This window comes from Serratia sp. 121840015-1 (genome assembly GCF_053627655.1).
In genome coordinates, this window is record NZ_JBSEYF010000002.1 from 359,894 (window position 1) to 374,310 (window position 14,417).

Here is a 14,417-nt window from a genome sequence, read left to right on the forward strand (position 1 = left end):
GGTTATGGCGAAAGATATCGGCGTAAACGGTTGCTCGCCCAAGGATAAAACAGATGCTTGCGCGCCGCGGTTTTCCAGCCTTGCACCGGGCTTGGCGCATGTTATTATCAGGGTAGGGCATGGTTGAACAATGCCAAAAGTTCATGCACAAACGATGAGATAATGCCAACATGACCGACAAATTAACTTCCCTGCGCCAGCTGACCACGGTGGTTGCAGATACGGGTGATATCGCGGCAATGAAGCTGTATCAACCGCAGGACGCTACAACCAACCCTTCGCTGATCCTCAATGCAGCCCAAATTCCTGAATACCGCAAACTGATTGACGAAGCCATCGCCTGGGCGCGCGGCCAGAGCAGCGATCGCGAGCAGCAGATCGCCGACGCCGCCGACAAGCTGGCGGTCAACATCGGTCTGGAAATCCTCAAACTGGTTCCGGGCCGCATCTCCACCGAAGTGGATGCGCGTCTGTCTTACGACACCGTCGCCAGCGTGGCCAAGGCCAAACGCCTGATCAAACTGTACAACGAAGCCGGCATCAGCAACGATCGCATCCTGATCAAACTGGCCTCGACCTGGCAGGGCATCCGCGCGGCGGAGCAGCTGGAGAAAGAAGGCATCAACTGTAACCTGACGCTGCTGTTCTCCTTCGCTCAGGCTCGCGCCTGTGCCGAAGCCGGCGTTTACCTGATCTCACCGTTCGTCGGCCGTATCCTCGACTGGTACAAAGCCAACGGCGACAAGAAAGAGTTCGCCCCGCACGAAGATCCGGGCGTGATCTCCGTGACCGAAATTTACCAGTACTACAAACAGCACGGTTACAACACCGTGGTGATGGGCGCCAGCTTCCGTAACGTCGGCGAAATCATCGAACTGGCCGGCTGTGACCGCCTGACCATCGCCCCTGCGCTGCTGAAAGAGCTGGCGGAGAGCGAAGGCGCGCTGGAGCGCAAACTGTCTTACACCGGTGAAGTGAAGGCGCGTCCTGCCGCACTGACCGAACCTGAGTTCTACTGGCAGCACAACCAGGATCCGATGGCGGTTGAGAAACTGACCGACGGTATCCGCAAGTTCGCCGTAGACCAGGGCAAACTGGAAAAAATGATCGCCGACCTGCTGTAATTCCCGCAGATCGCGCAGTAAAAAGGTGGCTCAGGCCACCTTTTTTTATGCCCGACGCTCCCGCCGGCGGGGGAAGCCCTTATACTCTCGGCAATGACAACAGAACGGGAGACGAACCCGTTCGGACCCCATCAGGCTGTAGAGGTTACGCATGGATATTTTACGTATTGGTTTGGTTTCCGTTTCCGATCGCGCTTCCGGCGGTGTTTATCAGGATAAAGGCATCCCGGCGCTGGAAGAGTGGCTGAGCGGCGCGCTGGCGACGCCGTTCAAGCTGGAAACCCGGCTGATCCCCGATGAGCAGACGCAAATTGAACAGACGCTGTGCGAGCTGGTGGACGAAATGGGCTGCCATCTGGTGCTGACCACCGGCGGCACCGGGCCGGCGCGCCGTGATGTCACCCCCGACGCCACGCTGGCGATCGCCGATCGTGTGATGCCCGGCTTCGGCGAGCAAATGCGTCAGATCAGCCTACACTATGTGCCAACGGCAATTCTTTCTCGCCAGGTGGGGGCGATCCGCAAACAGGCGCTGATCATCAACCTGCCCGGCCAACCGAAGTCGATCAAGGAAACGCTGGAAGGGGTAAAGGATGAGCAGGGCAATGCGGTGGTACACGGTATCTTCGCCAGCGTGCCTTATTGCATTCAGCTGCTCGACGGGCCTTACGTCGAAACGCACGCCGCGGTGGTAGCAGCATTTCGGCCAAAGAGCGCGCGTCGCGAGATAAACCTCTAAATTTCAGCATTCTGCGAGATCGGCTTCAGCCCGTCTGGTGTGAAAATAATTTGCCGCTATAGTAAGGATTCTTTTACAGAAAGCCTGCGGCTTTTATTTTTACAGCCTTTACCGACGGTGCCCTATGCCTCACGACACTAATCGCCGGCTGAACCGGCAAGACTACAAAACGCTGACGTTGGCCGCGTTGGGCGGCGCGCTGGAGTTTTACGACTTCATCATCTTCGTGTTCTTCGCCGCCGTGGTCGGCGATCTGTTCTTCCCGGCGGACATGCCGGAGTGGCTACGTCTGGTGCAAACCTTCGGCATCTTCGCCGCCGGCTATCTGGCCCGCCCGCTGGGCGGCATCGTGATGGCGCACTTCGGCGATCTGGTCGGCCGCAAGAAGATGTTTACCCTGAGCATTCTGCTGATGGCGTTGCCGACGTTGGCGATGGGCCTGCTGCCGACCTACGCCAGCATCGGCATTGCTGCGCCGCTGCTGCTGCTGTTGATGCGCGTGCTGCAGGGGGCGGCGATCGGCGGTGAGGTGCCGGGCGCCTGGGTCTTCGTTGCCGAACACGTGCCGCGCCGGCGCATCGGCTTCGCCTGCGGCACGCTGACCGCCGGGTTGACGGTGGGCATCCTGCTGGGCTCGGTGGTGGCGACGGTGATCAACACTACGCTCAGCCCGCAGAGCATCGCCGGCGGCGGCTGGCGCATTCCTTTCCTGTTGGGCGGCATGTTCGGCTTGGTGGCGATGTACCTGCGCCGCTGGCTGCAGGAAACGCCGATCTTCATCGAGATGCAGGCGCGTAAAGCGCTGGCCGAGGAGCTGCCGCTGAAGTCGGTGGTGCTCAACCACAAGCGGGAAGTGGTGGTATCGATGCTGCTGACCTGGCTGCTCTCCGCCGGCATCGTGGTGGTGATCCTGATGACCCCGACCTATCTGCAAAAGCAGTTCGGCATTGCGCCGGCCTTGACGCTGCAGGCCAACAGCATCGCCACCATCATGCTGATCGCCGGCTGCATCGTCGCCGGTTTATCGGCCGATCGCTTCGGCGCCAGCAAAACGCTGGTGGTCGGCAGTGTGCTGCTGGCCGGCTGCAGCTGGCTGTTCTATCAAACGGTGGGCGTGCACCCGGAAATGCTGTTCGCCTGCTATGCGCTGGTGGGGTTCAGCGTAGGCGTGGTGGGGGCCGTGCCGTACGTGATGGTGCGGGCGTTCCCGGCGGAAGTGCGGTTTACCGGCATCTCGTTCTCATATAATGTCTCGTACGCTATTTTTGGCGGTTTAACCCCTATTTTTGTGACGCTGATCATGAAATTGACCCCGTTAGCGCCCGCTTACTACGTGTTGGCGCTGTCGCTCATCGGGCTGCTGCTCGGTTTCTACCTGCATCGCGATCTGAACAGCGAAGCCGGGGAGCGGCGAGCCGATTCCTACAGCTAAAAAAAAGCCCTGCACTGCAGGGTTTTTTCATCAGGGAAGGGCGATTACGCCGCCACCGGTGAGGCCGCGACGCGGGCCGGAGCCGGCTCGCCAATCGGCAGCACCTTGCGGCCGTATTGCTCGTTGAGCACTTCGGCCATCGCCAGGTAAATGGCGCTGGCGCCACAGATGATGCCTTCATAGCCGGCGAAGGTCAGCAGCGCATGATTGCCGGTGATGTTGCCGACGGCCAGCAGGGCGAACAGCAGCGTGAGGCTGGCGAACACGAACTGCAGCACGCGGTTGGCGGCCAGGGTGCCGAAGAACATGAACAGGGTGAAGATGCCCCACAGCGCCAGGTAGATGCCCAGCACGTGCGCCTCGGTGGCCTCAGCCAGGCCCAGACGCGGCAGCAGCAGCAGGCCGACCAGGCTCAGCCAGAAGCTGCCGTAGGCGGTGAAAGCGGTCATGCCGAAGGTGTTGCCCTTCTTGTATTCCAGCAGACCGGCCAGGATCTGGGCCAGGCCACCGAAGAAAATCCCCATGCTGATGATGGCGGAGTTCAGTGGGAAAAAGCCCGCGTTGTGCAGGTTCAGCAAGACGGTGGTCATCCCGAAGCCCATCAGGCCGAGAGGGCCGGGATTCGCCAACTTGTTGGTGTGCATAAGTCCTCTGCGATAACAGAAAATTAACGGAAACAGCGAAGTAAAATAATAAATGGTCTGAATGGCCAAAAAATCGAAGTTTTCCACCAGAGCGCGCGCATCATAATGATCCCCGCAGCCGGAAACAATGATCTGAATGACGATAAAAAAAAGAAATTTTTTTCGCCTTGCCCCTTGATGCCGGATTGGATGGCCCCATCTTATTTGCAACCGCAGTTGCTAACCGCGGGTCGCACTGAGATATCGGGCAGTTGAAAAGCAAAAAATCGCCCGCATATAGGTTAGCAACCTGACTGATTATGAATTTTTTAGTGGAGACGTTTAGATGGGTAAAATTATTGGTATCGACCTGGGTACTACCAACTCTTGCGTAGCAATTATGGATGGTGCCAAGGCACGCGTGCTGGAAAACGCCGAGGGCGACCGCACCACTCCTTCTATTATCGCATATACCCAGGACGGTGAAACTCTGGTTGGCCAGCCGGCTAAGCGTCAGGCAGTGACCAACCCTGAAAACACCTTGTTCGCCATCAAGCGCCTGATCGGTCGCCGCTTCCAGGATGAAGAAGCGCAGCGCGACAAAGCGATCATGCCGTACAAAATCGTCGAAGCCGACAACGGCGACGCTTGGCTGGAAGTGAAAGGCCAGAAAATGGCTCCGCCGCAGATCTCTGCGGAAGTGCTGAAGAAAATGAAGAAAACGGCGGAAGATTACCTGGGCGAACCGGTAACTGAAGCGGTTATCACCGTACCGGCTTACTTCAACGACGCCCAGCGTCAGGCGACCAAAGACGCCGGCCGCATCGCGGGTCTGGAAGTCAAGCGCATCATCAACGAACCAACCGCTGCGGCCCTGGCCTACGGTCTGGACAAAGAAGTTGGCAACCGCACCATCGCGGTTTATGACCTGGGCGGCGGTACTTTCGATATCTCCATCATCGAAATCGACGACGTTGACGGCGAAAAAACCTTCGAAGTGCTGGCGACCAACGGTGACACCCACCTGGGTGGCGAAGACTTCGACAGCCGTCTGATCAACTACCTGGTGGAAGAGTTCAAGAAAGATCAGGGTATCGATCTGCGCAACGATCCGCTGGCGATGCAGCGTCTGAAAGAAGCCGCTGAGAAAGCGAAGATCGAACTGTCTTCCGCTCAGCAGACCGACGTTAACCTGCCGTACATCACTGCAGACGCGACCGGTCCAAAACACATGAACATCAAAGTGACTCGCGCCAAACTCGAGTCGCTGGTTGAAGATCTGGTTGCACGTTCTATCGAGCCGTTGAAAGTGGCGCTGAAAGACGCAGGCCTGTCGGTTTCCGACATCCAGGACGTGATCCTGGTGGGCGGCCAGACCCGTATGCCAATGGTGCAGAAGAAAGTCGCAGACTTCTTCGGCAAAGAGCCGCGTAAAGACGTGAACCCGGACGAAGCGGTTGCCGTGGGCGCTGCGGTACAGGGCGGCGTGTTGGCCGGTGATGTGAAGGACGTTCTGCTGCTGGACGTGACCCCGCTGTCGCTGGGTATCGAAACCATGGGCAGCGTGATGACGCCGCTGATCACCAAAAACACCACGATCCCGACCAAGCACAGCCAGGTGTTCTCTACCGCTGAAGACAACCAGTCTGCGGTAACCATCCACGTGCTGCAGGGTGAGCGTAAGCGCGCCAGCGATAACAAATCTCTGGGCCAGTTCAACCTGGACGGCATTCAGGCGGCACCGCGCGGCATGGCGCAGATCGAAGTGACCTTCGATATCGATGCCGACGGCATCCTGCACGTGTCTGCCAAAGACAAGAACACCGGTCGTGAGCAGAAGATCACCATCAAGGCATCTTCTGGCCTGAACGAAGACGAAATCCAGAAAATGGTGCGCGACGCCGAGCTGAACGCTGAAGCCGACCGCAAGTTCGAAGAGCTGGTACAGACGCGTAACCAGGCGGATCACCTGATCCACGGCACTCGCAAGCAGCTGGAAGAAGCGGGCGACAAACTGCCGGCGGAAGACAAAACGGCGATCGAAGCGGCGCTGAAAGATCTGGAAGCGGCGGTGAAAGGCGAAGATAAAGCCGAGATTGAAGCGAAGACTCAGGCTTTGGTGCAGGTTTCCGGCAAACTGCTGGAAATGGCCCAGGCGCAGCAGGCTCAGCAGGGTGCTGACGCCGGCGCGGACAACGCGGCGCAGAAAGACGACGACGTGGTTGACGCTGAGTTCGAAGAAGTTAAAGACAAAAAATAATCGCCCTTAAGCGGGCACGGGGCGGCCGAGATGCCGCTCCCGGAAACCAGCACGGGCGTCGAGGCAACTCTGCGCCCGTGCACGCATGTTAAGGGTAAGCGAAAGAATGGCGAAGAAAGACTATTACGAGATTCTCGGCGTCAGCAAGACGGCGGATGAACGTGAGATCAAAAAGGCGTACAAACGCCTGGCGATGAAATACCATCCTGACCGCAACCAGGAACAAGACGCCGAAACCAAGTTTAAAGAAGTTAAAGAAGCTTACGAAGTCCTGACCGACGACCAGAAACGCGCGGCCTACGATCAGTACGGGCACGCGGCCTTTGAACAGGGCGGCATGGGCGGCGGCGGCTTTGGCGGCGGTGCCGACTTCAGCGATATCTTTGGCGACGTGTTTGGCGACATCTTCGGCGGAGGCCGCCGTCAGCGCGCCAGCCGCGGTTCCGATCTGCGCTATAACATGGAGCTGACCCTCGAGGAAGCGGTACGTGGCGTCACCAAAGAGATCCGCATCCCGACGCTGGAAGAGTGCGACGTCTGCCACGGCAGCGGCGCCAAGCCGGGCAGCTCGCCGGTGACCTGTCCAACCTGTCACGGCCAGGGCCAGGTGCAGATGCGTCAGGGCTTCTTCACCGTGCAGCAGGCGTGTCCGCACTGCCATGGCCGCGGTCAGATCATCAAAGATCCGTGCAACAAGTGCCACGGCCACGGCCGGGTAGAAAAATCCAAAACGCTGTCGGTGAAAATTCCGGCCGGCGTCGATACCGGTGACCGCATCCGCCTGGCGGGTGAAGGCGAAGCCGGCGAGCACGGCGCACCGGCGGGCGATCTGTACGTTCAGGTGCAGGTGAAGGCGCACCCGATCTTCGAGCGCGAAGGCAACAACCTGTACTGTGAAGTGCCGATCAACTTCGCCATGGCGGCGCTGGGCGGCGAGATTGAAGTGCCGACGCTGGACGGCCGGGTGAAACTGAAGGTGCCTTCGGAGACCCAAACCGGCAAACTGTTCCGCATGCGCGGCAAGGGCGTGAAATCTGTGCGTGGTGGCAGCCAGGGCGACCTGCTGTGCCGCGTAGTGGTGGAAACCCCGGTCAATCTGAACGACAAGCAGAAGCAATTGCTGCGCGAGCTGGAAGAGAGCCTGGGCGGCCCGTCCGGTGACAAGAACAGCCCGCGTTCGAAGAGCTTCTTCGACGGGGTGAAAAAGTTCTTTGACGACCTGACTCGCTAACCTGCTGTTTCTGCTGGTTTATATTAGAACCCCGGGCGTCTGTCCCGGGGTTTTTATTTGCATGTTGCACCCCTAACTCCCTACAAATAATGTGACTTATGTGTGCTTTTGATCGGTTTTATCGAGTTATTTAGCATTTATAAACTTATTTTTTCGAACTAAAACGCCCTCTATACTCACTTCATGACTGTGGTTCGCAGGGCGCTACGCCCTGCACAGATTTGGAGAGACGTATTGTGACCAACATCATTCGTCAATTTTTACGTCAGGAAGCCGCGGGCGGCATCATTCTGATCGCGGCGGCGATCGTCGCCCTGATCATGGCCAACACCCCGGCGCAGGGGATCTATCAGGCATTCCTCAACCTGCCGGTGATGGTAAAAATTGCTTCGCTGGAGATCGCCAAGCCGCTGCTGCTGTGGATCAACGACGGCCTGATGGCCATCTTCTTCCTGGTGGTGGGGCTCGAGGTCAAGCGCGAGCTGATGCAGGGCTCGCTGTCCGGGCGCGACAAGGCGGTGTTTCCGGCGATCGCCGCGCTGGGTGGCATGCTGGCGCCGGCGCTGATTTATTTGCTGTTCAACGGCGCGGATGAAGTCACCCGTCAGGGCTGGGCGATCCCGGCTGCGACCGATATCGCCTTCGCGCTGGGCGTAATGGCGCTGCTGGGTAACCGCGTGCCGACCAGCCTGAAAGTGTTCCTGCTGGCGTTGGCGATCATCGATGACCTGGGCGTGATTATCATCATCGCGCTGTTCTACACCCACGAAGTGTCGATGGTGGCGCTGGGCGTGGCGGCGGCGGCGGCGGTGCTGCTGGCGGTGATGAACTGGCGCGGCGTGGGTAAAACCTCGCTGTATATGATGGTCGGCCTGGTGTTGTGGGTCGCGATCCTCAAGTCCGGGGTGCACGCGACGCTGGCCGGGGTGATCGTCGGCTTTATGATCCCGCTGAACGTCAAGAAGGGGCCGTCGCCGTCGGAGACGCTGGAACATGAGCTGCACCCTTGGGTCGCGTTTATGATCCTGCCGCTGTTCGCATTCGCCAACGCCGGGGTTTCTTTGCAGGGCGTATCGCTGGAAGGGTTGACGTCGCTGTTGCCGGTCGGGATTGCGGCCGGGCTGTTTATCGGCAAGCCGCTGGGGATTTTCCTCTTCAGCCTGCTGGCGGTGAAAATGGGCATCGCCCGCTTGCCTGAGGGGATCGGTTTCAAACAGGTGTTTGCCGTTTCGGTGCTGTGTGGTATTGGTTTCACCATGTCGATTTTCATCGCCTCGCTGGCGTTCGGCGATGCGGATGCGGCGCTCAGCACCTATTCCCGCCTGGGGATCCTGCTGGGCTCCACTGCGGCGGCGGTGGCAGGGTATGGGTTGCTGCGTCTGGCGTTGCCGCGGGTGCGTTAATCCTGCGTGTGCCCGATAAGGGCACACAATAAAATGGCTGGTCGGAGCTGCGCGGTATAAAATATGTGCAGCTTCGGCCGTTCTTCGTTGGGACTAATGGGGCTATACGTTGTCTGAAGCAGGGAAAGGAAGTTTGTCGCTCGTCACGGCACACCGTTTGCCGCTGCGAAACGTTGTTAAGGAGAGCCGCTCGTGAGGATGTCGCATATCAACTTTAATCACCTTTACTATTTCTGGCAGGTCTGCAAGGCCGGTTCCGTGGTCGGTGCCGCCGAAGCGTTGTTTTTGACGCCGCAGACCATCACCGGCCAGATCAAAGCGCTGGAGGAGCGGTTGGACGGTAAGCTGTTCAAACGCCAGGGGCGCGGGTTGGTACCTTCGGAGCTGGGGCAGCTGGTGTTCCGCTATGCCGACAAGATGTTTATGCTCAGCCAGGAAATGCTGGATATCGTCAACTACCGCAAAGAGTCGAACCTGCTGTTCGACGTTGGCGTGGCGGACGCGTTGTCGAAGCGCCTGGTCAGCCAGGTGTTGGAAGCGGCGGTGGTGGTGGATAACGAACAGATCCACCTGCGCTGTTTTGAATCGACGCACGAGATGCTGCTGGAGCAGCTCAGCCAGCACAAGCTGGATATGATCCTGTCGGATTGCCCGGTGGACTCCAGCCAGCAGGAAGGGCTGTTCTCGCTGAAGCTGGGCGAGTGCGGCATCAGCTTCTTCTGCCGCCAGCCGGCGCCGGAGCTGCCATTCCCGGCCTGCCTGGAGCAGCGCAAGCTGCTGATCCCCGGCCGCCGCTCGATGCTGGGGCGCAAGCTGCTCAACTGGTTCAATACGCAGGGCATTCAGGTGGAAATCCTGGGCGAGTTCGACGATGCGGCGCTGATGAAGGCTTTCGGCATGTACCACAATGCGATTTTCGTGGCGCCGACGCTGTATGCGCAGGATACCTATAACGATGACAACGTGGTGGAGATTGGGCGCATCGACAGCGTGCAGGAGGAGTACTACATCATCTTCGCCGAGCGCATGATCCAGCATCCGGCGGTGCAGCGCGTGTGCAACAAAGACTTCTCGGCGCTGTTTTCCTGCTAGTGGTTCACTGAACGCAGGGCGTAAAAAAACCGGCCTGAGCCGGTTTTTTTATCAAGCAGATAACGAAATGCTTATTGCATTGCGTTGATGCGTGCAGTCAGGTTTGACTTATGACGCGCTGCTTTGTTTTTGTGGATCAGGCCTTTAGCTGCCTGACGGTCCACCAGTGGCTGCATTACCAGGAATGCAGTTTGTGCTGCTTCTTTGTCGCCAGCTGCGATAGCTGCGTCTACCTTCTTGATGAAGGTACGCACCATTGAGCGACGGCTAGCGTTATGCTTGCGGCGTTTCTCAGACTGTACGGCGCGTTTCTTAGCTGATTTGATATTAGCCAAGGTCCAACTCCCAAATATATTCTATTGAGGACAATTCAAAGGCCGAGGAATATGCCCTTTTAGCCTTCGTTTGTCAATGGATTTGTGCAAATAAGCGCCGTTTGTACAGGCGGCACTCGCTACGTTGTGATGGCGCAGGATTTTACCAGCTTCGCTCTTGGGAATACAGTGTTTCGCGAGAAAATTCGCCAATGTTTTGCCGCGGCGGACGCAAGCCGTTGGCCGTGGTCGAGAATCGGCCCGGCAGTGCCGGATAAACTGCGGCGAAGCCGTTTCACGCGCAGATTATCTCCGGTATGGTATGTCTATTACATAAAGGCACCAATCGCGGGTTAACCTTACCGGCTGTACAAGGTATAATCCGCCGATTTCCACTGTTTTGAGCCAGCTATGGAGCTAATTCGCGGCATTCACAATATCCGGGCGCGCCACCATGGTTGCGTGCTCACCATCGGCAACTTTGACGGCGTACACCGCGGTCATCAGGCGTTGCTGGAGCAGTTGAAGCAACAAGGGCAACGCCTCGGGCTGCCGGTGATGGTCATGATCTTTGAGCCGCAGCCGCTGGAGATGTTCGCCGCAGACAAGGCGCCGGCCCGCTTGACGCGCCTGCGCGACAAGGCCAACTACCTGGCGCAGGCGGGCGTCGATTACCTGCTGTGCGTCAAGTTCGATCCGCGTTTTGCCGCCAACACCGCGCAGGCGTTCGTCGCCGAGCTGCTGGTGGAAAAACTGGGCGTCAAATTCCTGATGGTGGGGGATGATTTTCGCTTTGGCGCCGGGCGTCAGGGCGATTTTCCGCTATTGCAGCAGGCCGGAAAAGAGTACGGCTTCGAGGTGGTCAGCACCCCGACCTTCCGCGAAGGCGAGCGGCGCATCAGCAGCACCGCGATCCGCACCGCGCTGAGCGAGGACGACCTGCCGCTGGCGGAGACCCTGCTGGGCCACCCGTACAGCATTTCCGGGCGCGTGGTGCACGGCGACGAGCTGGGCCGCACCATCGGCTTCCCGACCGCCAACCTGCCGCTCAAGCGCCTGGTGGCGCCGGTGAAAGGGGTGTATGCGGTAGAAGTGTACGGCCTGGGGCCGCAGCCGCTGCCGGGCGTGGCCAATATCGGTACGCGCCCGACCGTCGCCGGCGTGCGCCAGCAGCTGGAAGTGCATCTGCTGGATGTCACAATGGATCTTTACGGGCGCCATATTGAGGTGGTGCTCCGCGCAAAATTGCGCAATGAACAACGGTTTGCTTCGCTCGATGCCCTGAAGCAGCAAATCGCCAATGATGTGGTGACGGCCCGGAAGTTCTTCGGGCTACAGACACCGGTTTAATCTCTATAGCCGAAAACGGAACCGAGAATCTAATGAGTGACTACAAGAATACCCTGAACTTGCCGGAAACAGGGTTCCCGATGCGCGGCGACCTCGCCAAGCGCGAACCTGGCATGCTGCAACGTTGGTATGAACAGGATCTGTACGGGATTATTCGTACTGCCAAAAAGGGCAAAAAAACCTTCATTTTGCATGACGGCCCTCCGTATGCGAACGGCAGCATTCACATTGGTCACTCGGTTAACAAGATTCTCAAAGACATTATCATCAAGTCGAAAGGGATGGCCGGCTTCGACTCGCCTTATGTGCCGGGTTGGGACTGCCACGGCCTGCCTATCGAACTGAAGGTTGAACAGCTGTACGGCAAACCGGGCGAGAAGCTGACGGCGGCCGAATTCCGTCAGAAGTGCCGCGAGTACGCGGCCGAGCAGGTTGAAGGCCAGAAGAAGGATTTCATCCGCCTGGGCGTGCTGGGCGACTGGGATCGCCCATACCTGACCATGGACTTCAAAACCGAAGCCAACATCATCCGCGCGCTGGGCAAGATCATCAGCAACGGCCACCTGCTGAAAGGCGCCAAGCCGGTTCACTGGTGCACCGACTGCGGATCGTCGCTGGCGGAAGCGGAAGTGGAGTACTACGACAAGACTTCGCCGTCGATCGACGTGAGCTTCCATGCAGCAGACGCGGCTGCCGTGGCGGCCAAGTTCGGCGTGAGCCACTTCAACGGGACTATCTCCCTGGTTATCTGGACCACCACCCCGTGGACCCTGCCGGCCAACCGCGCGATCTCGCTGCATCCGGACTTCACCTATCAGCTGGTGCAGGTTGACGGCCAGTGCCTGATCCTGGCGGCCGAGCTGGTGGAAAGCGTGATGAAACGCGCCGGCATCACCGAATGGGCGGTGCTGGGCAGCTGCAAAGGCGCCGATCTGGAGCTGCTGCGCTTCAAACACCCGTTCATGGACTTCGACGTGCCGGCGATCCTCGGCGAGCACGTGACGCTGGACGCCGGTACCGGTGCGGTGCACACCGCGCCAGGCCACGGCCCGGACGACTTCGTGATCGGCCAGAAATACGGCCTGGAAGTGGCCAACCCGGTAGGGCCGAACGGCTGCTACCTGACCGGCACTTACCCGCTGCTGGACGGCAAGTTCGTCTTCAAGGCCAACGATCTGATCGTCGACCTGCTGCGTGAGAAAGGCGCGCTGCTGCACGTCGAGAAGTTCCTGCACAGCTATCCGTGCTGCTGGCGCCACAAGACGCCGATCATCTTCCGCGCCACGCCGCAATGGTTCGTCAGCATGGATCAGAAAGGCCTGCGTCAGCAGTCGCTGGAAGAGATCAAAGGCGTGCAGTGGATCCCGGATTGGGGCCAGGCGCGCATCGAAATGATGGTGGCCAACCGCCCGGACTGGTGCATCTCGCGTCAGCGCACCTGGGGCGTGCCGATGTCGCTGTTCGTGCACAAAGAAACCGAGCAGCTGCACCCGCGCACCGTTGAGCTGATGGAAGAAGTGGCCAAGCGCGTCGAGCAAGACGGCATTCAGGCCTGGTGGGATCTGGACGCGGCCGATATTCTCGGCGCGGAAGCCGCCGACTACGTGAAAGTGCCGGATACGCTGGACGTGTGGTTCGACTCCGGTTCCACCCACGCTTCGGTGGTTGACGTGCGCCCTGAGTTCCAGGGCCACAGCGCCGACATGTATCTGGAAGGCTCCGACCAACACCGCGGCTGGTTCATGTCATCGCTGATGATCTCCACCGCGATGAAAGGCAAGGCGCCTTATAAAGAAGTGCTGACCCACGGCTTCACCGTCGACGGCCAGGGCCGCAAGATGTCCAAGTCGATCGGTAACACCGTCAGCCCGCAGGACGTGATGAACAAACTGGGCGGCGACATTCTGCGTCTGTGGGTGGCATCGACCGATTACACCGGCGAAATCGCGGTCTCCGACGAGATCCTCAAGCGCTCCGCAGACTCTTATCGTCGCATCCGCAACACCGCGCGCTTCCTGCTGGCCAACCTGAACGGGTTCGAGCCGAGCACCGATTGCGTGGCGCCGGAAGACATGGTGGTGCTGGATCGCTGGGCGGTCGGCCGTGCGCTGGCGGCACAACAGGATATCGAGCAGGCTTACGCCAACTATGATTTCCACGAAGTGGTGCAGCGTCTGATGCAGTTCTGCTCGGTCGAGATGGGCTCCTTCTACCTGGATATCATCAAGGATCGTCAGTACACCGCGAAGAGCGACAGCGTCGCCCGCCGCAGCTGCCAGACCGCGCTGTATCACATCGTGGAAGCGCTGGTGCGCTGGATGGCGCCGATCATGTCGTTCACTGCGGACGAGATCTGGGGCTTCATGCCGGGCAAACGCGCGCAGTACGTGTTTACCGAAGAGTGGTACGACGGCCTGTTCGGGCTGGCGGAAGGCGAGCCGATGAACGACGCTTTCTGGGCCGAGCTGCTGAAAGTGCGCGGCGAAGTGAACAAGGTGCTGGAGCAGGCGCGTGCCGACAAACGCCTTGGCGGTTCGCTGGAAGCGGCGGTAACGCTGTATGCCGACAGCGAGCTGGCGGCGCGCCTGAACAGCCTGCAGGATGAGCTGCGCTTCGTGCTGCTGACCTCTGCGGCAAGCGTTGCGCCATTGGCGGATGCGCCGGCCGACGCGCAGGCTTCCGAGCTGCTGAAAGGGCTGAAGATCGCCTTCAGCACGGCACCGGGTGAGAAGTGCCCGCGCTGCTGGCATTACACCACCGATATCGGCCTGGTGGCGGAACACGCAGACATCTGCGGCCGCTGTGTGAGCAACGTCGCCGGTGACGGCGAGAAGCGTAACTTTGCCTGA

General features: G+C 59.3%; 11 protein-coding genes. 9 read left to right on the forward strand and 2 right to left on the reverse strand.

Going from position 1 to position 14,417, the window contains the following annotated elements; all coding sequences use genetic code 11:
- Positions 1 to 170: 170 nt before the first annotated feature.
- From tal to ACUXAC_RS15140, 3 genes are all read left to right on the forward strand, one after another.
- Positions 171 to 1,124: a transaldolase gene (gene tal / locus ACUXAC_RS15130; RefSeq protein ID WP_004932982.1), complete on the forward strand. Its 954-nt coding sequence runs from the start codon at positions 171 to 173 to the stop codon at positions 1,122 to 1,124.
- Between the two features lie 151 nt (positions 1,125 to 1,275).
- Positions 1,276 to 1,863 carry a molybdopterin adenylyltransferase gene (mog, locus tag ACUXAC_RS15135; protein ID WP_004932980.1) on the forward strand — a complete coding sequence of 196 codons (588 nt, stop codon included), beginning with the start codon at positions 1,276 to 1,278 and terminating at the stop codon, positions 1,861 to 1,863.
- Between the two features lie 124 nt (positions 1,864 to 1,987).
- Entirely contained in the window at positions 1,988 to 3,295 is a 1,308-nt protein-coding gene (locus ACUXAC_RS15140; RefSeq protein WP_060422391.1) for an MFS transporter, read from the forward strand.
- Positions 3,296 to 3,339: 44 nt separating this feature from the next.
- Here the strand turns inward: ACUXAC_RS15140 and satP are convergent, their stop codons facing one another.
- Positions 3,340 to 3,939 carry an acetate uptake transporter gene (gene satP, locus ACUXAC_RS15145; protein ID WP_060440925.1) on the reverse strand — a complete coding sequence of 200 codons (600 nt, stop codon included), beginning with the start codon at positions 3,937 to 3,939 and terminating at the stop codon, positions 3,340 to 3,342.
- A 325-nt stretch (positions 3,940 to 4,264) separates the two neighbouring features.
- On the opposite strand from satP, the gene dnaK reads away from it, so the two are divergent.
- The 4 genes from dnaK to nhaR all read left to right on the forward strand — a co-directional run bounded on the left by dnaK (position 4,265) and on the right by nhaR (position 9,904).
- A complete protein-coding gene (dnaK, locus tag ACUXAC_RS15150) occupies positions 4,265 to 6,178 on the forward strand; it encodes a molecular chaperone DnaK (RefSeq protein ID WP_004932972.1) in 1,914 nt (637 codons plus the stop codon).
- A gap of 106 nt (positions 6,179 to 6,284) precedes the next feature.
- Positions 6,285 to 7,409, forward strand: a complete 1,125-nt coding sequence (gene dnaJ, locus ACUXAC_RS15155; protein WP_004932969.1) for a molecular chaperone DnaJ — start codon at positions 6,285 to 6,287, stop codon at positions 7,407 to 7,409.
- A 236-nt stretch (positions 7,410 to 7,645) separates the two neighbouring features.
- Positions 7,646 to 8,812, forward strand: a complete 1,167-nt coding sequence (nhaA, locus tag ACUXAC_RS15160) for a Na+/H+ antiporter NhaA (protein ID WP_087762940.1) — start codon at positions 7,646 to 7,648, stop codon at positions 8,810 to 8,812.
- A 192-nt stretch (positions 8,813 to 9,004) separates the two neighbouring features.
- Positions 9,005 to 9,904: a transcriptional activator NhaR gene (gene nhaR, locus ACUXAC_RS15165; RefSeq protein WP_025159627.1), complete on the forward strand. Its 900-nt coding sequence runs from the start codon at positions 9,005 to 9,007 to the stop codon at positions 9,902 to 9,904.
- 71 nt (positions 9,905 to 9,975) lie between these two features.
- Here the strand turns inward: nhaR and rpsT are convergent, their stop codons facing one another.
- Entirely contained in the window at positions 9,976 to 10,239 is a 264-nt protein-coding gene (gene rpsT / locus ACUXAC_RS15170) for a 30S ribosomal protein S20 (protein ID WP_033637053.1), read from the reverse strand.
- Positions 10,240 to 10,629: 390 nt separating this feature from the next.
- On the opposite strand from rpsT, the gene ribF reads away from it, so the two are divergent.
- A complete protein-coding gene (gene ribF / locus ACUXAC_RS15175) occupies positions 10,630 to 11,568 on the forward strand; it encodes a bifunctional riboflavin kinase/FAD synthetase (protein WP_033637054.1) in 939 nt (312 codons plus the stop codon).
- A gap of 32 nt (positions 11,569 to 11,600) precedes the next feature.
- Positions 11,601 to 14,417, forward strand: a complete 2,817-nt coding sequence (gene ileS / locus ACUXAC_RS15180; RefSeq protein WP_454266753.1) for an isoleucine--tRNA ligase — start codon at positions 11,601 to 11,603, stop codon at positions 14,415 to 14,417.

What these genes read in the sequence shown, in the direction of transcription:
- tal (WP_004932982.1), top strand. Translation starts at nt 171, where the DNA reads ATGACCGACAAATTAACTTCCCTGCGCCAGCTGACCACGGTGGTTGCA.
- mog (WP_004932980.1), top strand. Translation starts at nt 1,276, where the DNA reads ATGGATATTTTACGTATTGGTTTGGTTTCCGTTTCCGATCGCGCTTCC.
- ACUXAC_RS15140 (WP_060422391.1), top strand. Translation starts at nt 1,988, where the DNA reads ATGCCTCACGACACTAATCGCCGGCTGAACCGGCAAGACTACAAAACG.
- satP (WP_060440925.1), bottom strand. Translation starts at nt 3,939, where the DNA reads ATGCACACCAACAAGTTGGCGAATCCCGGCCCTCTCGGCCTGATGGGC.
- dnaK (WP_004932972.1), top strand. Translation starts at nt 4,265, where the DNA reads ATGGGTAAAATTATTGGTATCGACCTGGGTACTACCAACTCTTGCGTA.
- dnaJ (WP_004932969.1), top strand. Translation starts at nt 6,285, where the DNA reads ATGGCGAAGAAAGACTATTACGAGATTCTCGGCGTCAGCAAGACGGCG.
- ribF (WP_033637054.1), top strand. Translation starts at nt 10,630, where the DNA reads ATGGAGCTAATTCGCGGCATTCACAATATCCGGGCGCGCCACCATGGT.
- ileS (WP_454266753.1), top strand. Translation starts at nt 11,601, where the DNA reads ATGAGTGACTACAAGAATACCCTGAACTTGCCGGAAACAGGGTTCCCG.